Here is a 21,129-nt window from a genome sequence, read left to right as displayed (position 1 = left end):
CTTATAACAACAATTAGTAAAGACGGGGGATATCATACTATGTCAAAACAAATTGTCATCTTAGGCGCTGGTTATGGCGGACTTCTTGCCGCTTTAAATGTACGCAAATATTACAGCAAATCAGAAGCACAAGTTACAGTTATTAACCAATATCCAACACACCAAATCATCACAGAACTACACCGCTTAGCAGCAGGTAATATTTCTGAGCAAGCAATTGCAATGCCACTTACGAAACTTTTCAAAGGAAAAGATATCGATCTTAAAATTGCAACAGTTGAATCTTTCTCAGTGGATAAAAAAGAAGTTAAACTAGTTGGCGGCACTACTTTATCTTATGATGCACTTGTAGTTGCTTTAGGAAGTAAAACCGCTTACTTCGGTATTCCAGGATTAGAAGAAAACAGCATGGTATTAAAATCTGCTGACGATGCAAACAAAATCTTTAAACATGTGGAAGAACGCATTCGTGAATACGCAAAAACAAAAAATGAAGCTGATGCGACAATCTTAATCGGCGGTGGCGGATTAACTGGTGTTGAGCTAGTGGGTGAACTTGCTGATGTTATGCCTAAACTTGCAAAAAGCTACGGCGTAAATCCAAAAGAAGTAAAATTACTTCTTGTTGAAGCAGGTCCAAAAATCCTTCCAGTATTACCAGACGATTTAATCGAACGTGCGACAACTAGCCTAGAAGCACGCGGTGTTACATTCTTAACAGGGCTTCCTGTAACAAATGTTGAAGGCAACACAATCGAATTAAAGGACGGTCAAAAAATCGTTGCGAACACATTCGTTTGGACAGGTGGCGTACAAGGTAACCCATTAATTGGCGAATCTGGTCTTGAAGTAAACCGTGGCCGTGCAACTGTTGACGACTACTTACAATCTACTTCTCATAAAAATGTATTCGTTGCTGGAGACAGCGCTGTTGTATTCGGCCCAGAAGGTCGCCCATATCCACCAACTGCACAAATCGCTTGGCAAATGGGTGAACTAATTGGATACAACTTATACGCAGCATTAGAAGGCAAAGCTCTTGAAGAGTTTAAACCAGTAAACTCTGGTACACTTGCAAGCCTAGGACGTAAAGATGCTGTTGCTATTATTGGTGCAAGCTCAACTCCACTTAAAGGCTTACCTGCATCATTAATGAAAGAAGCAAGTAACGTTCGTTACTTATCACACATTAAAGGATTATTCAGCTTAGCTTACTAATCCGTATCGAAGCCTAAATCATACATCTCATGATTTAGGCTTTTTTGTATACATAGCTTTATTCGTCATGAAAATATAATAATCCTCCAAAATTGTTCTAATATACTGATTTTTTCATCAAAATTGTGTATAAAAATAGAAGCAAGGATTATTCCTCGCTCCTACTTTTCCTTTCAATACTTTTGCTCATTTCAAATAAACTGAAACTTTAATCAGTGGGGGGGTTCTTCATCTCCCACTGATTATGAGCCCTCACCAATCGTGCTGTTACGAACAGCATTACTCCCACCTATCTTCCTTGCTATTCTTTGAAGCTTAAGGTGAGAGTCTTACTGCCCTAAAATAGCGGAATAAAGATGAAACTTCACTATAACATGTATCTATTCAATTGATGAAAGTACATCAATAAGTGAAAAGATAACTGTCGTAACTTCTGGCTTTGCAGTAGTTTTCCATCCCGCGGATGAATCACCGCTGACTATAGCGCCTCACTTTATAAATCTTCCCCAATAATTCTTACTTCTCTTTCTAACTTTACACCAAATTTCTCTTCCACTGTTTTTTGTACAAAATGAATTAAATCGATATAATCTTGTGCTGTTCCATTATCTACATTGACCATAAATCCAGCATGTTTTGTAGAAACCTCTACACCACCGATTCTCTTTCCTTGCAGTCCAGAGTCTTGAATTAATTTTCCTGCAAAGTGATTCGGTGGACGCTTGAAAACACTACCGCATGAAGGATATTCTAGCGGTTGCTTAGACTCTCTTTTATATGTCAGATCGTCCATTTTCGCTTTAATCTCTGCGTAATTACCTTTTTCAAGCTCAAATGTACCTTCCAATATAATGTAATGATTATTAGCAAATGTGCTTTTACGATACCCAAATTCAAAGTCATCTTTTGTAAGAGTTATAAGTTCTCCCGCTTCTGTCATCACAAGTGCCTTTGTTAACACATAGGAGATCTCACCACCATATGCACCAGCATTCATATATAAAGCACCGCCCACAGAACCAGGAATGCCACATGCAAATTCAAGGCCTGTTAAAGAATATTCTAGCGCTGTTCTCGAAACATCAATAATCGCCGCACCGCTTTGTGCTATAATTGATGTTCCTTGCACAGTAATATCCGTTATATGAGTTAAGCTTAATGTAATACCACGGATACCTCCATCTTTTATAATGACATTAGAGCCATTTCCTAAAAATGTAATGGGAATATTGTGCTCGCTTGCATATTTTACAACCTTTTGAATTTCCGTATAACTAGTGGGCATAATAAACACATCCGCCTTGCCTCCGACTTTGATGTGCGTATGATTTTTCAACATTTCATCTTGCTTCACATGATTCTCTGGTAATATTTCACTTAAGTATTTATAAACCTCTTGCATATTCATGATCCGATTCCTCTATTTCTATATTCTTTTTTCCCCGCTTATGACGGGCAATCATATCCCCACTAAAAAGATATGTTAAGAAACAATATAACGTGGTAGATAAGCTATGAACGTCTAATTGGAAATCATACAACAGATAAAAAATCCTACTCATTAAAGCATATTTCCCCAAAAACTACTCTGTGATTATACAAGATTCCAATCTCAGTTTCACACCTTATAAATCTGTTGCTTTATAAGGTGTGCCACTCATATTAAAATATATATTTCTCAATAAAGCAACCCAAATAGGTCAAAACTCCATATATTACAAATTTGTAACTTTAGCGTAATAAAGTTACACCTACATTATTGAGGATTCTCTCCATATATCACCAATTTACCCCACAACAACAGCACATCCACTAGAATGTGCTGTTGTTCTTCATGATTAATTTCCTTCTTTTTCCTTATCAAACCACAATAACTCATCGTCATCAACGTCACCGTTATAGTTAATCAATATCTCTTCTCCTGCTTTTATATCTGTATAAGCATAGAAATCGAATGTATGATTGTCAAAATTGATTTCGTATGTGGCATTCGGACGATACGCATGGTTAAACAGCATACCATATCCTAATAGAATCGCTGAATGATTCACCCCATACTCAAATGCATAATCGGCAAGTAACGTTTTTTCAATAAATATATGTTCTTCGTTTGGATAAGAAATAACTGGTGCTTCATGCAATAGCTCACCTTTTTTTATATCCCGTGTTGCAAATACCCCTCGATTAAATTCCCCACTACTAAGTGCAGATGTCTTAATTTCAATCATATTTTCCACCTATATATTTCTTTCTCTACAGTATTTTCTTACTTTAAGCTTGACAGATACAGACGAGAAAAGCAATTCATTTAAATAAATATTTCTGATTGGTGCCTTTTCCACTCTTGACGAAAAAATCTATACGCACTTATTGGAAATCACCAAAATATTTAGTACACTAGTAAATGGAATGAATACGGCGATGGAGTTCGCCACAACCGCTGCTTAGCTAATGACTCCTACCAGGATACACACTGGTAGGAGTCTATTTTTTTTGAGTAAACTAAGAGAGAGGTGAAGAAAATGGTCTATCTTATTGTTGGATTAGCTGGAATATTAGGTGCTCTTTCACGATATTATTTAGGACTAAGTATTGATGTATTGTGGCACCACCCTTTCCCACTCGCCACATTATTTATTAATTTGATTGGATGCTTTTTATTAAGCTGGATTGCCACTTATATTTCTCGTCTAAATATTTTTCCTTCAGAGGTCGTTACGGGGATTGGAACAGGATTTGTAGGATCTTTTACTACATTTTCTACTTTTGGTGTCGAGACAATGAAATTAATCAACCAATCAGCATGGTCGATTGCTATCGTATATGTACTCTGCAGCATATTCGGTGGACTTTTTATGTCTAGTATGGGATACAAATTAGGAAATATCTTATTTACAAAGCGCGCCGTTATAACGAAAAAGGGGGACTAAACAATGTCAGAATATCATGCATTACTCGTCGCTATCGGTGGCTTCTTCGGTGCGATTACACGCTTTTATATAAGCAATTGGTTTAAGAAAAGAAAGAAAACATCCTTTCCGCTTGCCACATTCTTTATCAATATAACAGGCGCTTTCTTGCTCGGACTCATTGCCGGAAAAGGTATCGATAAAAGTTGGCAATTGCTACTAGGAACAGGCTTCATGGGCGCTTTCACTACATTTTCTACTTTTAAATTAGAATCCATTCAGCTTTTTACAAATAAGAAGTGTGGAACTGGGTTCTTGTACATAGGAGCAACCTATATCAGCGGAATCATACTTGCATGTATCGGAATAAAAATAGGTAGTTTATAAAAATAAAAGGGGTGGTGACAACTACCATCCCTTTTATTTTCTATTCTTTCTTGCGATTCTCTACTTTTTCAAGCAATTGTTCTTTTCTTATTTTAGAACGGTCTATATATTCATCTGAAAACTCTGTAGCGTATGCTCCTCGATACTTCTTAGGAGAGTTCAGCACCTGCTCTTCTTCCTTTAAAACCATTCTCTTCATATAGATATGGAAGAACACTTCTACTATCCCAATCAGAAGTGCTGCCCAAAACGAAGATGCAGTAAGACTCCGAGTTGCATCAATACCTGTAAGAAGATATGCTAATACCCAAATTCCGAAAAAACTTAAACCGAAATCCACAATGGTAGCAACTGTATTTCCATACTTAGATAGAACAAATAAATCTCCAATTAAATAGGCTGCTCCTGTAATGACTAATGAGATAAACAAAACTCTAGGAACTGAAACGTCCCAGAAAATACCTAGTACTATAAGCAATACAGCACTAATTGCCATATACTTAATCAATAAAGCAACAATATGTTTCATTGATTATCCTCCATTTTTAACTTCCATATGGAATCATATTTTTACCCAGTACTAGATTGTGTTGATTTCATAAAAGCATACAGGAAATTGCAACCATCACATTATCTGATTTATTCGGCTCTTTTAGGGCAGTAACAGCCCGGTTGGTGAAATTTTATTTATATCAAGCAAGTCCCTTATTCTTACAACAGTTTGTAGTATAATTTGCTTATTATTTTATGCAATTGGTGTTCCATTTGGCACTAGCTCATCAGGTTTTAAAAGCACAACATCTCCTTCTTCTGGAACACCACCTATTATTAACACCTCTGATTTAAATCCCGCAATTCGTCTTGGTGGAAAGTTCACAACTCCAATGACCTGTCTGCCAATTAACTCTTCCGGCTCATATCTTTTCGTAATTTGGGCTGAAGATTGTTTCATCCCCACTTCTTCTCCAAAATCAACTTTTAATTTTATCGCCGGCTTCCGCGCTTCTGGAAATAGCTCTGCTTCTACAATCGTTCCGATGCGGATATCTAATTTCATAAAGTCTTCAATCGTTGCCATATATGCTCCCTCCAATTTTTGAAATACCTACCTACATTTTAAACAAATGAAATAAAAGATTTTTCACCAAAAATCAGCTATTTTTATCTCTATGTCATATATTCGTTACATCGTCCCTATCACCTTTGCGATATTGACTCGGTGACATCCCCTCATACTTTTGGAACAAGCGAGTTAAAGAAGACTGATGCTCTAACCCAACCTGTATGGCAATATGCATAATGGATAAATTTGTATTTCGCAATAATTCTTTTGCTTTATTAAGGCGAACTTCCTGTATGTATACCGATGGAGATTTTCCCGTTTCTTTTAGAAACCACTCCGAATAATAAGAACGATTATAGTGCTCAAGCGCCGCTAATTGTTGCACAGTTATATTTTTATCATAATGTTCATGAATATATTGAATAGACTTCGGATGTCGCTCCTTGAATAAGCAGCGCGAAATATATGGATAGAGTTCGTTCAAGGAAGATTGTCCTTGTTCTATTTCATGTAAAATGAGATAGCGAATACTTTTCCACTGTTTATCGAACACATGTGAAATCCCTGTCCTTTGCATATTTCCTTCAGGAATCATGAAATGAGGAATATCCAGCACTAAAAATTCATTGCGTACAGCAGAATGAAACGTATGGGTGCATTCTGGAGGGACAAAAAATAACGTCTTCTGGTCAATGAGAAGATTTTGTAACCCAGCTTTTATAGAAAGTTCTCCTTGAAGAGGTAAAATTAACTGAGCATGACTGTGAGCATGTGTATGTTCAATCTCTCTATACGTTCGGCGTTCCGCAACAATCTCTTTACATATTTGCATATGCTCTTCTTCTCCCTTTTCATATTTGGATTTATCATATCAAAAAAAGTAGTGCAAACCAATCGCACGGTCTGCACTACTTTTTAATGTTTTTTCAAATCTCTCAAATTCGATATATATAAAGCGATTATTAAAATAAGAATTGATCCAGCATATAATAACGTTTCAAATGGTTCTTCATGAGAAACAATAATTAAGCGAATAAGTGCTGTAATTCCTATATAAATAAAATAACGTAACGGGAAATGATAATTTGATTTAAAATACTTAATAATCAACGCAATGAACTCGAAATATAAAAAGTACACAATAATGCTTTCAACAAGCTTATACGATGTAAATTTTTCGGCTGAAAATATGTACTGTATAAACGTAATTGTTTCATTCACTAAAAAGATTGCTAAAACAACGGATAATAATATAATAAGCGCAATGTTTAAAATCCATTGTAAAATACCTGCGATAAAGTGATCGATATTAAATAACTTCATTTCCTTTAAAACTCCTCTTCCTATTCATACTTATATATTATAGTAAAATTATATTCTACGGAAGTTGAAGCTGTATTTCTCGCCTTTTCATTTATACTATCAGCTCTCATTTTCCCCATTATAAATGAAATAGCCAACTCAATTATTTCCTGATACCGAAACTTACGACTGTATCCTTTTCCGAATCATAGCGATAACTAATAAAATAACTGGTATTACAATTTGGAGTGGAATATGTAGAAAGATCGGGACCTTCTTTATTCCAATTTCTTCATGCTCCATGTAATTAGTCGCAATCATAATTGATAACAGAACTACTACTGCACCAAACACAACAACTATAGAACGATAGCTTTTCAATCTAAACAATTGGGCAGTTCCTACTGCGGCACCATATAGAAACGATCCCACCTTAAAAAATCCGCCGATCATCATCGTTATAATGATAGCTGCATCAATTCGTTCAATCAGATTTCCAATAGATGCCATCCTCACGATTGTAAGCAGTGGATATGTTTTCATCTTAACTAAATTGGGGCCTATGACGGAAAGAATACTGATTGTATTTACAGTTAATAGAATTCCCGCTACAAGAACCACTACCATCCCTAATTTCTTCACCTTTCTCGAATCATGTAATGCCGGCCAAAACATCATAAACAATACCATTTCACCGAATGGAAATGTGATGACAAGAGGAAAGGCTGCCTCCCATACTGGCCCGAACCCTTTTTCTAGTACAGGTGCGAGCTGTTCTATATCAACAACTTGAGAGCTGTATACAATAGCCCATGTTAATATCGCAACAAGGAACAAAAAAGGAAAGAATATCTCCCCCATACGTCCGAATACTTCAATTCCACCATGTAAACAATACACAATGACAAGCATAAAACTACCGATAACGATAATAAGAGGAGTTTTCGGCAGAAAAGTTCCCGTTATAAGTTCACCAAAATCTCTCAATACTCGTGCGGCTATATAAATAAAATAAAAAATGTAGATTACATTCAAAGGGTAACCGATAAGTTTGCCCACAATTTTAGGAATCATTTGTGTAAGTGTATCTCCCGAGTAATACTCAAATAATTTTGTATATATCCACATTAAAACGAAACCACAGAACATACCGACTAGAATGACTAACCAGGCATCTTGTTTCGCGTCTACCCCTAATCCATAAATTACTGTACTCCCCACTTCGAAAGCCATCATAATATAAAAAAGTTGCATAATTCCTATTTTTTCCCGCATCATGTCTTTTTCTCCTTTGTCTAAGGAACATACGATATTATTCTTTCACTGTGTAAGACCTCTTTTTTCTAATAAAAGTGATAAGTAACAGCACTGTCGGCATAAGCGTCATCATACACGGTATATAAAAAGGAGAGATGTTTCCTAAAAATCGAGTCATTTCCTGTCCACTAGAAAATGCCCATACACCAATTAGTATTACAAAAAAACCAAGTGGAAACACAATGGGACGGTAGTCAGACAGATGAAGCCATTGCGCAGTCCCTAGAACAAGTACATAATAAAATACGGAAATTTTGATGAACGCCCCCAACACCCAAAGAGTAATCACAATTGACTCAAGATGTTCAAAAAAAGTAGCAACACTAATGTATCGAAAAGCAGTAAACACTGGATATATATGACTAATTACTGTTCCTCCAAACAGCAAAACTCCAATTATATTAGCATAAAGCAGAATGAACATTGCGACAAACACCGAGATTATCCCCCACTTTCTCCCTTTTTCACAATCTGTTACAAAAGGAAGTAGCATAGAGATAAGAGACACTTCACTAAACCAAGCCTGTGGCACAGTTGAACCAAGGATTGAAGGCAGCACACCATGCTCCATAATTGGAAACATATTCTCTATTTTCAAGTCAGGTATAAGCAGGAAAAAGAGGACAGGTGGAAATAAAAATAGCGGAACGAACAGTTGCGATGCCCTTCCTAATACTTCTATACCACCTCGAACCGCAAACCCACAAATTAGAATCATGCTTCCAATCACTACAATAATCGGAGTCTTAGGTAAAAAAGAACCAATGACGAAATCTGCGTACTCCCTAGTTATTATGCCGCATATATGTAAAATGAAGAACAGATAGACAAGCCCAAGGATTTTTCCTGGAATCCGGCCGACGATATATTTACTATATTGTATAATCGATTTCTCTGGATAACACTTATGCAATTGATATACGACAAATACAGTAAAAAAACCATTGAGAGACGCCCAAATTGGTGAAATCCATATATCGCGCTCTGCGTGCTCACTTGTAATGGCTGGAACAATAAGAACAGCCGTTGCAATGATTGTTGGTATGATGATAAGCGCCATCTGAAACGCAGAAATTTTCCCTTTTTCAACCATTTTCTTGTCTCCTTTTTATCCTACTTTTTCTCAAGCATTTTACCAAGCGGTTTGAAAAGCTTCTCAATCATTTGCGTAGGCCCTAACATGTCCGGAAAAAACAAAAGAAGAATAGCAAGCAGGTACCCTATCGCTGTTAAGGTTATAAAGGCCACCTTCTCCTTTTTCTGATCGTGATTCATTTTTGACCACTCATATAAGGCAATGACAAGCACGCATACTGTTATTCCTACTATTGTTAGCCATTTCATTTTTTTTCGACCTCTTTTTCTTTCACTCCCACTGGTGTAGTAGACAAACCAGGTCGGCGTACACGCGTTTTCATAACAATCTTCACATCCACCTGTGGAAGAAGCTTATCCCAACGATGTTTGACCTTATCCCATTCTTTTGGATATTTGCGGTGAAACGCATCTGCAAAACCAAACGCGTCCACATTCATTTCCTTCTTCACCTGTTTCAATGCTAGGTTCATGTACTGTTTAATGTCTTTTTCTAATTCTTTTTCTACCTTCTTCACAATGTTGGGACTCATAATGTCAAAACGGCTTCCATTTTGTACAATCGTACCTTCTGATTGAACTTTCGCGACGATCTTCCACTTTCCATTCTCAATCGTAGGAAGAAGCTTTGTCTTTTGACGAACTGGATCTAACGAGATAGATTCTCCTTTTTTGGGGGTTATTGTCACCACACTCTCTTGAATTTCATTTCGCAACCATAATATCCCTCTAGTCACCTTCGTATTCATTCGACCGATCATTTTGTCCTTCTTAAAAACAGCCGTGCCAACTACAATAGCCATCGTTTCATCTTTGTTTTTTCGAGATACTGGTGGTAGCTTTTTAATCAAAGGTAGTAGAGCCACTCCTGCCTCACTTATTAACATCTGTTCAAAATCTATCACTGTAACATTTATACCGATATTCAGCTCTGATAGTTTTCGAAGCGCTTCTCCCACGTATGACTCTAAAGGTGGCTGTAACTTTAGAAGATCGATTGCTTCCCCATCACTAACGAACAAATAAGCTCGTTCCCGAGGTTCTGGATGGCGAAGTAAAAAGTCAATTTGCTTATGAATATCCCCTTCTTTAGCAAACTTTTTACTAAATATATATATTTTACAGTGCCCCCAAAAGAGTTTACGTGAAAATTTTGCTTGAAGCTTTGACGCAGCATCCGCCATATTTTCTCCAATCGCAGACCTTACCAAGATCTGAGAGCCTCCACCACTTCCTCCTCCTGCCTCGGACTGTCCTCCTTTCACAGCCCGAGGCACCAAAATTTGAACAGTAAGCCTAATGTTTTTCCCTTTTTCTTTGTCAATGCCAGTCCCCAACACTAGCGCTGTGTCATTCACTTCTCTTCTGTCCCAACAACCAGAAAGTAAGAAACTAGCTAACAAAAAGAGAAGAATGAGAAACACGTTTATGATGTTCCGAGATAAGAGATTCATGCTTGTTCACACCCTTCTCCTCATATCTTTCCTCTATAAATCGTCTCCCTCGCTTGGATTTGGTTTTTGGCTAGGGGGCTGTCGGTATCGATTGAATTCATTAGTTAAATGGGGACGTGTATTCATCTTCCACCACGGAACTCGAATCAAAGTATCTTTCAGCTCATGTGCATTCATCGGAGCGATTGGTGTAAGGTATGGAATATCAAAAGAGCGCAATGCACATAAGTGAATGACAATTGCAATCACCCCAAGCATAACCCCAAGTAATCCTAGGGAGCCGGCAAGAAACATAATTGGAAAGCGTAACATCCGCAACGCAATCCCTTGTGTATAATGCGGTACCATAAAAGAAGAAATGCCTGTAATCGCAACAACGATAATCATCGGAGCGGAAACGAGACCCGCTTGAACAGCAGCTTGCCCAATAACTAGAGCTCCAACAATACTAACAGCTGCTCCTACCTGTTTCGGAAGTCGAACCCCCGCTTCGCGCAGTGCTTCAAACGTAATCTCCATCATTAATGCTTCTATAAGAGCTGGAAAAGGAACTGTTTCCCGCGAAGATGCCATACTAATCAGCAAAGATGTCGGCACCATTTCCTGATGATACGTGAGCACAGCTACATAGATAGAAGGTAAAACAAGAGAAAATATCATAAATACAAACCGCAACAGACGAATAGCTGAACTAATTAAGAAACGTTGGTAATAATCTTCAGGCGATTGAAGTAAAGAAAAGAAACTAATCGGAGCAATTAAGACAAAAGGTGTACCATCCATCAGAATTACTACACGTCCCTCTAAGAGATTCGCAGCAGCTACATCCGGCCGTTCTGTATTAATAAGTTGCGGAAAGGGGGAATAAGGATTATCTTCAATCAATTCCTCGATATAACCACTTTCTAATATGCTATCTATGTCAATGCGCCGCAATCGGTTTTCAACTTCCTCAATTAGTGTTTCATTCGCAAGTCCTTCTATATAAGCAATTACAACCGAAGTATCCGTATAGCGACCGGTTTGTATTAATTTCATCTTGAAATTAGGACTTTTGATTCTTCTGCGAAGTAAGGAGGTGTTAACTGACAATGTTTCCACAAAACCTTCACGCGGTCCTCGTACGACATTCTCAGCTACCGGTTCTTCAATTGAACGCTTTTCCCATTTCGCAAGCCCTAACGCGAGCCCTGACATTTCCTGGTGCACGAGAAGTACAGGGTTTCCGCTGGAGATATTCTCTATACAATCTGTAAATGTCCTGACTTCTTTCGTCTTGGAAAGATGTATCTGTTTTTCTAACACTTCCAGTGGATTAAGCCCGCCCCCCTCCACTTCCGACATAAGTGGAGAAAGCACATGAGTATGAATCTCCTCTACATTAGATAATCCTTCTACATAAATAAGAACTGCTCTCATTTGTCCACGAATCAAAAACATATGAAAAACCACATCAAAACAATCCTGATACATAGAGCGAAGAATCTCTAAATTTTCATCTAGATCCGAAGAAAGTAAAACTTGTTGTTGCTGATCAATCTTTTTTTGATTCTTTTGAAAAAACATGAACAGCTCCTTTCTTTTATTCCATGTTGTATGAAAACTACCCTTATCTTGCGATATATCTAGAAAATCTATCCAATATAATTAAAAAATTCTTCAATTTATTTATGACTCTTTAAATTGACTGACAGAGAATTGAACCACATTATATTTTAAAGGCTGTTAAATCATATTTTCTTCCCTTCTTTTCACCTGTGTACGGAATTTGCATCATGTGCATTAACCTCTTTATAACTGAGCTGGATTCGATGTTTAGAAATTCTTTTAACTCTCTATTTGTAACCGTCGTTCCTAAAAGAAGCGCATAATCTTGCACAGCATATGTATGTGCTTCTATGGAAAAAGCATTGCACTTCGGACAACGCCATCCAGTTCTTACTTTCATCATTACAAAAGACAAACATTCTGAACACTGTATACCTTTTTGTAATTCCTCTTTTGTAATATTATGTTGCTCAAGAAGATTTTGTTGTAATGGGGAATGTTCGATCATAATATGTTCTACTAATTTTTCTAATTTCTTGGCTGATAACTGTTTCTTTACATGTACATTTTCTAACTGCTTAATTTTATTTGGGAGATTTGCACTATGGGTAATATTTTGGAGAAGTTCTGGATTATGAAATGAAGTTTTAATAATTGTACGCGGTGTACTAATCACAATGAGGGACTCAATTGGAAGGTTAGAAATACCATATAAATGAAGCCACTTTCGAAATTGCACTTCTTGTCTTTTTATTTGCAATATCGGGTCTGGAAATCCTTCTGAATGTTGCTCTGATATGCGGATGAGCTGATGAAATTCCGTATCAAAAAACAATGTCCCTGTTATATTTTTAATTTCTAGAAAGAGTATAAAGCGTGAGGATATGATGAGGGTGTCAATTTGAAAAAAATGCTTCTGATCAAAGAGTCTTATATCATGCAAAATATAATACTCCTTATCTGGTAGAAAGCTAAGCGGGTAATCTACCGCTTGTTCTCCTTTATATCCAGCATTCTGTTTCGCAAACTTTTCAGCAATTCTATCTCTTTTTGGGTGATTTGCAGGCAATCTTCTCAATAATGCTTCTAATTGACGCAAATAAATCGGCTTTTTCCGTTCTTTCACAATCATTTTCAGCACCCCTTTAAAATATATCGGCGATTGGGTCCAAAATATCGGCGCAACTTGAAATATATCGGCGATTTAACCCCAGATATCGGCGTTTCGACATGAAATATCGACCACTCGCCAAATTTCGACATGAATTTCTTCCGTAAAATAAAAAAACCACCAAATATGTATTGGTGGAGACGGTGGGAGTCGAACCCACGTCCAAAAGTATTGGCACTTAAGCTTCTACGAGCATAGTCGATATATTAGCATTTCGCAAACTTTTCGGCCTATCGACAGGCTTCCAAGTCGCTAGTCTGATTGTTCTCTTCCTTTGCCCTCAGACGGTGAGCTCCGGCGTAGTCCACTTAGAGTGAGTCCCTTACCCTACCACATGGACGATGGAGGGAGGAACCGCTAAGCTGTATTAAGCAGCTAAAGCGAAGTTGTTTTGTTGTTTGCCAGTTATAGGCTTTGACGTTTTAACGAGGCCGATCCCCTCGACTCGCAACTTAAGCTCAAACTACCCCTGTCGAATCCGTAACGTCCCCATATAAGAAATGGAGCATACGAAGTATATGCGTGATAGCTACAAATGAGCTGTTTTTCAATGTTCACTGGCCTTACATGAATTATTATATCATACGTTCGACATTTTACAAATGTAAATTTCTGTATTACATCTTTTGACGATCACGGAAAGCACGTGCAATTTCACGTTTTGCTTCTTTTTCTTTTAAGTCATGACGCTTATCATATTGTTTCTTACCGCGAGCTAAGCCAAGTGCCATTTTTGCAAATCCATTTTTTAAGTAAATTTTTAGCGGAACAAGTGTATAACCTGTCTCTTTTGTATAGCCAACTAGTTTCTGAATTTCTTTCTTGTGAAGAAGTAATTTTCTTGTGCGAAGCGGATCATGATTGAAGCGATTCCCTTGTTCATATGGACTAATGTGCATATTATGTACCCAAACTTCACCATTATGTACGCGAGCAAAAGCATCTTTTAAGTTAACGCGTCCAGCACGAATGGCCTTAATTTCCGTTCCTTGAAGGACAAGCCCCGCTTCGTATGTTTCGTCGATGAAATAATCATGAAATGCTTTTTTATTTTGTGCAATAACTTTACCGCTACCTTTTGGCATTTTACGTCCCTCCTCTATCTGTACCATTTTAACAAAAGTCATGAAAAAGTGGAAGTGGCTCGCTCGGAATGTGAGAAGAAGCAAAGCCACTGGAGCTAGATTATAAAAAAAATAAAAATGGCTCCGCTTTATTAAAAGCGAAGCCATCCCTTACTTACGCTTTTTCTTTTTCTTCTTGAATCCTGGAACGTTCTCAAAGAATGGCTTTTTCTTTTTGCCACCTTTTTTTCCAGAGTGATCCGCTCTGCCTTTTCCGCGGCTGCCGCGCTCATGTTTGCGATCTTTTCCGCGCTCGTCACTACCACGGCCACTACGTTTCTTTCTGCCACCTTTTGGTTGTTCAATGACAATTGGACGGTCTTTGAGTTTACGTCTTGGCGTGCCTTTCATACCGACGATTTCAAAATCAATTGCGCGCTCATCTTTATTGACATTAATCACGCGAATTGTAATTTCATCACCGATGCGGAAGACGTTACCTGTGCGCTCACCAATCATCGCAAAGTGCTGTTCATCATAACGGTAGTAATCATCTGTTAAATAACTAACATGAACGAGACCTTCAATTGTGTTTGGAAGCTCTACAAATAAACCAAAGTTCGTTACAGAGCTAATCATACCATCATACTCTTCACCAATCTTATCAAGCATATACTCTGCCTTTTTCAGTTCATCTGTTTCGCGTTCCGCTTCAACAGCGCGGCGTTCCATATTGGACGAATGCTCTGCGATATCTGGTAACTTCTCATGCCACTTTGCTTGTGTTTCATTGTCTATATTGCCATTAATGATATATTCACGAATCAGCCTGTGAACAATCGTATCTGGATAACGACGAATTGGCGAGGTGAAATGTGTATAGAATTCTGTTGATAGACCGAAATGTCCTAAGCTTTCAGCATCATAACGAGCTTGCTTCATCGAGCGAAGCATAACTGTTGAAATAACTGGTTCTTCTGGCTGACCTTGCACCATTTCCAGAATTTGCTGTAAAGCACGAGGATGCACCTCATTGGCACGTCCTTTTACCGCGTATCCGAAGTTTGTAACGAACTCGAAGAAACGTTCTAATTTATCTTCTTTCGGATCTTCATGAATACGGTACATAAACGGTACATTCATCCAGTGAAAATGCTCTGCCACTGTTTCGTTTGCAACAAGCATAAATTCTTCAATGAGCTTTTCAGATATTGAGCGATCGCGCAGCACAACATCTGTCGGCTTTCCTTCTTCATCAACTAATACTTTCGCTTCTTTGAAATCAAAGTCAATAGCGCCGCGTCTCATACGTTTTTCACGTAAAATTTGCGCTAATTCTGCCATCTCTTTAAACATTGGAACAAGTGGCTTATAACGTTCCATTAATTCTTCATCTTCATCTTCCAAAATGCTTCTTACATCAGCATATGTCATGCGTTCTGTCGTCTTGATTACACTTTGGAAAATTTCATGTTTTACAACATCGCCTAAATGGTTAATTTCCATTTCACAAGATAATGTTAAACGATCTACTTTTGGATTTAATGAGCAAATTCCATTTGATAAACGATGCGGAATCATTGGAATTACACGATCTACAAGATAGACACTTGTCGCCCTCTCTGCTGCTTCTACATCAATTGGAGAGCCTTCATGAACATAGTGACTCACATCTGCAATATGAACACCTAGCTTATAATTACCGTTCTCAAGCTTCGTGACTGTAACTGCATCATCTAAATCTTTCGCATCTGCACCATCGATTGTCACAATCATTTGGTCACGCAAATCACGGCGATCCTTTAAATCTTCTTCTGAAATTGTTTCTGGTACACTGTTCGCGTGCTCCATTACTTCTTCTGGAAACGCTAAAGGCAAATGATGTTTATGAATAACCGATAAAATATCTACTCCTGGATCATTTTTATGTCCTAAAATTTGAATGACTTCGCCCTCTGCACTTAAACGATTTTGCGGATAGCTAGTAATTTTCACAACTACTTTATGACCTTCAACAGCACCCATAGAGGCGCTTTTCGGGATAAAAATATCGCTTGTCCATCTTTTATTGTCTGGAATAACAAACCCGAAATTTTTTGATTCTGTATATGTACCAACTAATTCTTTCGTTCCGCGCTCCACAATACGAATAATCGTACCTTCTTGACGTGACCCGCTAGATTGTGAGCTAATTCGTGCTAATACTGTGTCTCCATGAAGTGCACCGTTTAATTCTGTCGGCGGAATGAAAAGATCATCGTCTCCCGTTTTCTTCTCTTCTGGAACAACGAATGCAAAGCCACGTGCATGTCCAATTAATTTCCCGCGCACTAAATTCATTTTTTCTGGAAGACCGTAGCGATTACTGCGCGTACGCACAACAAGTCCCGTTTCTTCCATCATAACAAGCGCTTTTACAAAATCTTTAAATCCTGCGGAATCTTCAATTCCAAAGGCAGCCTCTAATTCTTGTATCGTTAGCGGTTTATACGCTTCTTCTTTCATAAATAATAACAACTTATCAATATGTTCTTGAATGATATCTTCCAAGCACAAATACCTCCTTTAAACCCTCATATTGTCTAGTGTATCCGAAAGATGTGGGATATATAAAGTGAAACTTCTACAAACATTCATTTTTCATCCTTTATCTTGCGATTCCTTCTACCTTACAGCCCACATGAAAAAAAGAGGCAACTAGATCTTACCAATCTAGTTGCTCCAAGAAGTTATATACGTCTTCATGTAGCTCATCACGTTGTTTATCCAGCGTAATGACGTGAGTAGAGTCTTCATACCATTTGATCTCTTTTAATGTAGATTCTACACCGTTATAAATAATGTTTGCGCTGTCAGTATTAATCATTTCATCATGGCGCGCTTGTACAACAAATGTTGGTGCATAAATCATATCTACATTATTGCGTACGTCACGAATTAAATCTTGTAATGCCTTTAATGTATTCATTGGTGTCTTTTTAAATTCGAACATCTCTTGTTCAATTTGCTCTGGCGACTTCTGTTCACGTTTTTTATATTCACGCGCATATGCCAATATACCTTGGTACATTGTTTCTTCACTCTTAATATACATTGGCGCACACATTGGTACTACACCTAAAATAGGAACTGTATAAGCAAGCTTTAATGAGAATACACCACCAAGTGACAATCCAACAGCAGCAATCTTCTCATAGCCTTGATCTTTTAAATGCTGATACGCGTTCATTACATCTTTCCACCAGTCTTCAGGACCTGTATGTACAAGCTGTTCTGGTGGCACACCATGGCCTTTATAAATAGGGGCGTGGCAAGTGTATCCTTTTTTCTCTAAGAAACGCCCTAACATACGTACATCAGCTGAGTTTCCCGTGAAACCGTGCAATAATAAAACAGCGCGGTCTCCACCTTCAAATGTAAATGGTTTCGGAGATGCTAATTTCATCATCTTCTTCTCCTCTTTCTCTTCTGTAGTCTAGTCGTATTGTTTCTGTCCTTAGTTTACCATAGTTCTATTTCCATAATCTAATTTGAAACTTTGTTTACATTATTAAGCACAAAAAAAGAAGAACCACTAGCACAACATTGCTAATGCTTCTTCTTTTTTCTTATAAGTTAAAGTACGTAACACCAATTGTTAATCCGAAGAATAATACAGCTAAAACAACTGTAATACGGCTTAATACCGCTTCTATTCCGCGTGCCTTTTGCTTGCCGAATAACTGTTCCGCACCGCCTGAAATTGCACCTGAAAGGCCTGAACTATTACTAGATTGCATAAGTACCATCACAATCATTAAAATCGATACAATAATTAGTAAAACTGATAAAAACGTATGCATCTTAGCGTACCTCCTACAAGATTCAGTTAGTTTAACTGTAGCATAAATTGTACAGAAAAGCGAGAGCCGTTCGCTTGCTCTCGCTTTTCTATATTATACAAGCATCATTGCAAATAAAGGTCCCAGTAAGCACGTTAAAATAGCCGTTAATGTCATTGTTACCGATCCAATAACACCTTCACTCTCATTATTTTTCATCGCTCTCATAACGCCCATAATATGTGAAGCACAGCCAAATCCAATTCCTTTACCAACCGAATTTGTCACACGGCTCCATTTCAATAAAAAAGGCCCTGTAATCGTCCCACTGATTCCAGCAACAACAACGAACGCTGCTGTTAATGATGGCACACCACCAACTTGTTCTGATACGCTCATAGCAACTGGCATTGTTACTGATTTTGGTAAAGAAGATAAAATTAAACTTTTATCTGTTCCCATCAGCGACGCAATAATAAAGTCACTTGCAATCGCAACCGTTGTTCCCACAATAACACCACCAGCAATCGGCACAACATATTTTCGAAGTACATGGCGCTGTTTATAGAGCGGAATTGCAAATGCTACAACACCTGGTCCAAGTAATTTAGAAATCCAGCCCCCGCCACTTTGCATGTATTGTTGATACGGTACATCCAACATCATTAATAAAATAATCATGAGTACTGTTGCGATAATCATTGGAATCGTAAACGGCGTTGGCAATATCTTATAAATCATTTTAGATAATTGATATATGAACACTGTCAGAAGAACCCAACCAATCCCGATTAATATACTACTCATCTTGTCTCTTTTTCCTTTCTAGTCGCAAGATATTGTCCTGTATGTCCTGCGACAATAATAATTAAAAATGTGCTCGCTACAACTGTAATGAAAAGAGAAATTCCTTTGCTCATAAAAAAAGCACCGTAATTCATTAAACCAATCGTTGGTGGAATTAATAAAAACGGCATAATGGCAACGAGTGTTTCGGCTCCTAAATCAAACCATTTCACAGGAAGAACTTTCAAGCCAAGTAAAATAAGCAATAAAAACATCCCAATCAAACTTCCTGGTATTGGAATTTCCAATATTTCTTGTATCCATGTTCCTAACATGTAAAACACATACAGAGCTACGATTTGAACAATAACTTTTGTAAACTTCATGTTCATCATCCCTCATGTCTATACGATCTTTCCTTTTCTAACCTTATCATAGTATAAATTGTAAAAACCTGCAATTTATCGACTTGACAAGGAAAAACACATTTGTTATACGCTTACATCCTTGATATGACTGGATTTTCGATTCAAATTTACGTCAAAAACATTGACCTAAAGATAACTATTTTTATTTTCTGAATTTTAGCATTCGCTATTGCGATAAAACATTATCTCACATTTCATTTACATAAAAAAACAGACCGTGATTTCTCACGGTCTGCTCTTACTTTCTACCATTATTTTTTAAGGTTGTAGAAAGATTTTAAACCATCGTAAACAGCGATTTCGCCTAGTTCGTCTTCGATGCGTAATAATTGGTTGTACTTAGCAATACGGTCAGTACGGCTCATAGAACCAGTTTTGATTTGACCAGCGTTTGTTGCAACTGCGATGTCAGCGATTGTAGCATCTTCAGTTTCACCAGAACGGTGAGATACAACTGCTGTGTAACCAGCACGTTTAGCCATTTCGATTGCTTCGAAAGTTTCAGTTAAAGTACCGATTTGGTTCACTTTAATTAAGATTGAGTTAGAGATACCTTTTTCGATACCTTCAGCAAGTTTCTTCGTATTTGTTACGAATAAGTCGTCACCTACTAATTGAACTTTTTTGCCAAGACGCTCAGTTAATAATTTGTGACCATCCCAGTCGTTTTCGTCTAAACCATCTTCGATAGAGATGATTGGGAAGTCTTTGCAAAGTTCTTCGTAGAAATCAACCATTTCTGCAGAAGTCATGCTGCGACCTTCACCAGAAAGATCATATTTACCAGTTTCTTTGTTGTAGAACTCAGAAGAAGCAACGTCCATTCCTAAGAATACGTCCTCACCAGCTTTGTAACCCGCTTTTTCGATTGCTTCGATAATTACTTCTAATGCTTCGCGGTTAGAACCAAGGTTTGGAGCGAATCCACCTTCGTCACCTACTGCAGTGTTAAGACCTTTGTCATGTAATACAGCTTTTAATGCATGGAATACTTCAGCACCCATACGGATTGATTCTTTGAATGTTGGAGCACCAACTGGTAGAATCATGAATTCTTGGAAGTCCACGTTGTTATCAGCGTGAGAACCACCGTTGATGATGTTCATCATTGGAGTTGGTAATTGTTTTGCATTGAATCCACCAAGGTAACGATATAATGGAAGACCTACGAAATCAGCTGCTGCGTGAGCTACTGCCATAGAAACACCAAGGATCGCGTTTGCACCTAATTTACCTTTGTTTGGAGTGCCATCTAATTCGATCATAGCACGGTCGATACCAGCTTGGTCAGTTACATCGAAACCAACAATTTCTGGAGCGATAATTTCGTTAACGTTTTTAACTGCGTTAAGCACACCTTTACCTAGGTAACGAGATTTGTCACCATCACGTAATTCTACTGCTTCATATTCACCAGTAGATGCACCACTTGGTACTAATGCGCGTCCGAATGCGCCGCCTTCTGTGTAAACTTCTACTTCTACAGTTGGGTTACCACGAGAATCAAGGACTTCGCGAGCATAAACATCAATGATTGTTGACATACTATTTTCTCTCCTTTAAATT

General features: G+C 37.8%; 22 protein-coding genes, 1 other RNA gene and 1 riboswitch. Of the genes, 3 read left to right on the top strand and 20 right to left on the bottom strand.

Annotation, left to right across the window (positions count from 1 at the left end; translation table 11 throughout):
- Positions 1–39: 39 nt before the first annotated feature.
- Positions 40–1,218 (top strand): NAD(P)/FAD-dependent oxidoreductase, encoded by a 1,179-nt coding sequence (locus tag MR056_RS12870; RefSeq protein WP_012096100.1) that lies wholly within the window; start codon positions 40–42, stop codon positions 1,216–1,218.
- 493 nt (positions 1,219–1,711) lie between these two features.
- On the opposite strand, the gene murB is transcribed toward MR056_RS12870, so the two are convergent.
- Both murB and MR056_RS12860 read right to left on the bottom strand, forming a co-directional pair.
- Positions 1,712–2,626, bottom strand: coding sequence for a UDP-N-acetylmuramate dehydrogenase (gene murB / locus MR056_RS12865; RefSeq protein WP_012096101.1), 915 nt, complete (start codon positions 2,624–2,626; stop codon positions 1,712–1,714).
- A gap of 430 nt (positions 2,627–3,056) precedes the next feature.
- The gene (locus MR056_RS12860; RefSeq protein ID WP_012096102.1) at positions 3,057–3,446 is read right to left on the bottom strand and encodes an SET domain-containing protein; all 390 of its coding nucleotides are present in this window, start codon (positions 3,444–3,446) and stop codon (positions 3,057–3,059) included.
- A gap of 180 nt (positions 3,447–3,626) precedes the next feature.
- A riboswitch (Fluoride riboswitch) is annotated at positions 3,627–3,686 on the top strand.
- A gap of 54 nt (positions 3,687–3,740) precedes the next feature.
- Between MR056_RS12860 and crcB (MR056_RS12855) the strand changes: the two genes are divergently transcribed.
- Positions 3,741–4,148, top strand: coding sequence for a fluoride efflux transporter CrcB (gene crcB / locus MR056_RS12855; protein ID WP_012096103.1), 408 nt, complete (start codon positions 3,741–3,743; stop codon positions 4,146–4,148).
- A 3-nt stretch (positions 4,149–4,151) separates the two neighbouring features.
- A complete protein-coding gene (gene crcB / locus MR056_RS12850) occupies positions 4,152–4,514 on the top strand; it encodes a fluoride efflux transporter CrcB (RefSeq protein WP_012096104.1) in 363 nt (120 codons plus the stop codon).
- A gap of 40 nt (positions 4,515–4,554) precedes the next feature.
- On the opposite strand, the gene MR056_RS12845 is transcribed toward crcB (MR056_RS12850), so the two are convergent.
- The 18 genes from MR056_RS12845 to eno all read right to left on the bottom strand — a co-directional run bounded on the left by MR056_RS12845 (position 4,555) and on the right by eno (position 21,107).
- Positions 4,555–5,043, bottom strand: a complete 489-nt coding sequence (locus tag MR056_RS12845) for a YndM family protein (protein ID WP_012096105.1) — start codon at positions 5,041–5,043, stop codon at positions 4,555–4,557.
- A gap of 216 nt (positions 5,044–5,259) precedes the next feature.
- The gene (csaA, locus tag MR056_RS12840) at positions 5,260–5,592 is read right to left on the bottom strand and encodes a chaperone CsaA (protein WP_012096106.1); all 333 of its coding nucleotides are present in this window, start codon (positions 5,590–5,592) and stop codon (positions 5,260–5,262) included.
- Positions 5,593–5,686: 94 nt separating this feature from the next.
- Positions 5,687–6,409: a helix-turn-helix transcriptional regulator gene (locus tag MR056_RS12835; protein WP_012096107.1), complete on the bottom strand. Its 723-nt coding sequence runs from the start codon at positions 6,407–6,409 to the stop codon at positions 5,687–5,689.
- 83 nt (positions 6,410–6,492) lie between these two features.
- Complete coding sequence (gene psiE / locus MR056_RS12830) at positions 6,493–6,900, bottom strand: phosphate-starvation-inducible protein PsiE (RefSeq protein WP_012096108.1); 408 nt, start codon at positions 6,898–6,900, stop codon at positions 6,493–6,495.
- Positions 6,901–7,062: 162 nt separating this feature from the next.
- Entirely contained in the window at positions 7,063–8,157 is a 1,095-nt protein-coding gene (locus tag MR056_RS12825) for a GerAB/ArcD/ProY family transporter (protein WP_012096109.1), read from the bottom strand.
- Positions 8,158–8,191: 34 nt separating this feature from the next.
- Positions 8,192–9,289 carry a GerAB/ArcD/ProY family transporter gene (locus MR056_RS12820; RefSeq protein ID WP_012096110.1) on the bottom strand — a complete coding sequence of 366 codons (1,098 nt, stop codon included), beginning with the start codon at positions 9,287–9,289 and terminating at the stop codon, positions 8,192–8,194.
- 20 nt (positions 9,290–9,309) lie between these two features.
- Entirely contained in the window at positions 9,310–9,540 is a 231-nt protein-coding gene (locus tag MR056_RS12815) for a hypothetical protein (protein ID WP_012096111.1), read from the bottom strand.
- Positions 9,537–10,745, bottom strand: a complete 1,209-nt coding sequence (locus MR056_RS12810; RefSeq protein WP_087099335.1) for a Ger(x)C family spore germination protein — start codon at positions 10,743–10,745, stop codon at positions 9,537–9,539. Before MR056_RS12810 ends, MR056_RS12815 begins: the two co-directional genes overlap by 4 nt.
- 33 nt (positions 10,746–10,778) lie before the next feature.
- The gene (locus MR056_RS12805; protein WP_087099337.1) at positions 10,779–12,311 is read right to left on the bottom strand and encodes a spore germination protein; all 1,533 of its coding nucleotides are present in this window, start codon (positions 12,309–12,311) and stop codon (positions 10,779–10,781) included.
- A gap of 142 nt (positions 12,312–12,453) precedes the next feature.
- Entirely contained in the window at positions 12,454–13,425 is a 972-nt protein-coding gene (locus MR056_RS12800; protein ID WP_012096114.1) for a nuclease-related domain-containing protein, read from the bottom strand.
- A gap of 171 nt (positions 13,426–13,596) precedes the next feature.
- Positions 13,597–13,955: a transfer-messenger RNA gene (gene ssrA, locus MR056_RS12795) on the bottom strand.
- 126 nt (positions 13,956–14,081) lie between these two features.
- Positions 14,082–14,549: an SsrA-binding protein SmpB gene (smpB, locus tag MR056_RS12790; RefSeq protein WP_012096126.1), complete on the bottom strand. Its 468-nt coding sequence runs from the start codon at positions 14,547–14,549 to the stop codon at positions 14,082–14,084.
- A gap of 150 nt (positions 14,550–14,699) precedes the next feature.
- Positions 14,700–17,078 (bottom strand): ribonuclease R, encoded by a 2,379-nt coding sequence (rnr, locus tag MR056_RS12785; protein WP_048723464.1) that lies wholly within the window; start codon positions 17,076–17,078, stop codon positions 14,700–14,702.
- A 154-nt stretch (positions 17,079–17,232) separates the two neighbouring features.
- A complete protein-coding gene (locus MR056_RS12780; RefSeq protein ID WP_041810118.1) occupies positions 17,233–17,973 on the bottom strand; it encodes an alpha/beta hydrolase in 741 nt (246 codons plus the stop codon).
- A 163-nt stretch (positions 17,974–18,136) separates the two neighbouring features.
- Entirely contained in the window at positions 18,137–18,370 is a 234-nt protein-coding gene (secG, locus tag MR056_RS12775) for a preprotein translocase subunit SecG (RefSeq protein WP_012096129.1), read from the bottom strand.
- 93 nt (positions 18,371–18,463) lie between these two features.
- Positions 18,464–19,156 carry an LrgB family protein gene (locus MR056_RS12770; protein ID WP_012096130.1) on the bottom strand — a complete coding sequence of 231 codons (693 nt, stop codon included), beginning with the start codon at positions 19,154–19,156 and terminating at the stop codon, positions 18,464–18,466.
- Entirely contained in the window at positions 19,153–19,521 is a 369-nt protein-coding gene (locus MR056_RS12765) for a CidA/LrgA family holin-like protein (RefSeq protein ID WP_012096131.1), read from the bottom strand. Before MR056_RS12765 ends, MR056_RS12770 begins: the two co-directional genes overlap by 4 nt.
- Positions 19,522–19,814: 293 nt before the next feature.
- Complete coding sequence (gene eno / locus MR056_RS12760; RefSeq protein ID WP_012096132.1) at positions 19,815–21,107, bottom strand: phosphopyruvate hydratase; 1,293 nt, start codon at positions 21,105–21,107, stop codon at positions 19,815–19,817.
- Positions 21,108–21,129: the final 22 nt, after the last annotated feature.

The sequence above is a fragment of the Bacillus cereus group sp. BfR-BA-01360 genome (assembly GCF_022663595.1).
GTDB classification, from domain to species: domain Bacteria; phylum Bacillota; class Bacilli; order Bacillales; family Bacillaceae_G; genus Bacillus_A; species Bacillus_A cytotoxicus.
Note: the sequence above shows the minus strand (reverse complement) of the source record. Positions and strands in the feature narration are given on the sequence as shown.

What these genes read in the sequence shown, in the direction of transcription:
- MR056_RS12870 (WP_012096100.1), top strand. Translation starts at nt 40, where the DNA reads ATGTCAAAACAAATTGTCATCTTAGGCGCTGGTTATGGCGGACTTCTT.
- murB (WP_012096101.1), bottom strand. Translation starts at nt 2,626, where the DNA reads ATGAATATGCAAGAGGTTTATAAATACTTAAGTGAAATATTACCAGAG.
- MR056_RS12860 (WP_012096102.1), bottom strand. Translation starts at nt 3,446, where the DNA reads ATGATTGAAATTAAGACATCTGCACTTAGTAGTGGGGAATTTAATCGA.
- crcB (WP_012096103.1), top strand. Translation starts at nt 3,741, where the DNA reads ATGGTCTATCTTATTGTTGGATTAGCTGGAATATTAGGTGCTCTTTCA.
- crcB (WP_012096104.1), top strand. Translation starts at nt 4,152, where the DNA reads ATGTCAGAATATCATGCATTACTCGTCGCTATCGGTGGCTTCTTCGGT.
- MR056_RS12845 (WP_012096105.1), bottom strand. Translation starts at nt 5,043, where the DNA reads ATGAAACATATTGTTGCTTTATTGATTAAGTATATGGCAATTAGTGCT.
- csaA (WP_012096106.1), bottom strand. Translation starts at nt 5,592, where the DNA reads ATGGCAACGATTGAAGACTTTATGAAATTAGATATCCGCATCGGAACG.
- MR056_RS12835 (WP_012096107.1), bottom strand. Translation starts at nt 6,409, where the DNA reads ATGCAAATATGTAAAGAGATTGTTGCGGAACGCCGAACGTATAGAGAG.
- psiE (WP_012096108.1), bottom strand. Translation starts at nt 6,900, where the DNA reads ATGAAGTTATTTAATATCGATCACTTTATCGCAGGTATTTTACAATGG.
- MR056_RS12825 (WP_012096109.1), bottom strand. Translation starts at nt 8,157, where the DNA reads ATGATGCGGGAAAAAATAGGAATTATGCAACTTTTTTATATTATGATG.
- MR056_RS12820 (WP_012096110.1), bottom strand. Translation starts at nt 9,289, where the DNA reads ATGGTTGAAAAAGGGAAAATTTCTGCGTTTCAGATGGCGCTTATCATC.
- MR056_RS12815 (WP_012096111.1), bottom strand. Translation starts at nt 9,540, where the DNA reads ATGAAATGGCTAACAATAGTAGGAATAACAGTATGCGTGCTTGTCATT.
- MR056_RS12810 (WP_087099335.1), bottom strand. Translation starts at nt 10,745, where the DNA reads ATGAATCTCTTATCTCGGAACATCATAAACGTGTTTCTCATTCTTCTC.
- MR056_RS12805 (WP_087099337.1), bottom strand. Translation starts at nt 12,311, where the DNA reads ATGTTTTTTCAAAAGAATCAAAAAAAGATTGATCAGCAACAACAAGTT.
- MR056_RS12800 (WP_012096114.1), bottom strand. Translation starts at nt 13,425, where the DNA reads ATGATTGTGAAAGAACGGAAAAAGCCGATTTATTTGCGTCAATTAGAA.
- smpB (WP_012096126.1), bottom strand. Translation starts at nt 14,549, where the DNA reads ATGCCAAAAGGTAGCGGTAAAGTTATTGCACAAAATAAAAAAGCATTT.
- MR056_RS12780 (WP_041810118.1), bottom strand. Translation starts at nt 17,973, where the DNA reads ATGAAATTAGCATCTCCGAAACCATTTACATTTGAAGGTGGAGACCGC.
- secG (WP_012096129.1), bottom strand. Translation starts at nt 18,370, where the DNA reads ATGCATACGTTTTTATCAGTTTTACTAATTATTGTATCGATTTTAATG.
- MR056_RS12770 (WP_012096130.1), bottom strand. Translation starts at nt 19,156, where the DNA reads ATGAGTAGTATATTAATCGGGATTGGTTGGGTTCTTCTGACAGTGTTC.
- MR056_RS12765 (WP_012096131.1), bottom strand. Translation starts at nt 19,521, where the DNA reads ATGAAGTTTACAAAAGTTATTGTTCAAATCGTAGCTCTGTATGTGTTT.
- eno (WP_012096132.1), bottom strand. Translation starts at nt 21,107, where the DNA reads ATGTCAACAATCATTGATGTTTATGCTCGCGAAGTCCTTGATTCTCGT.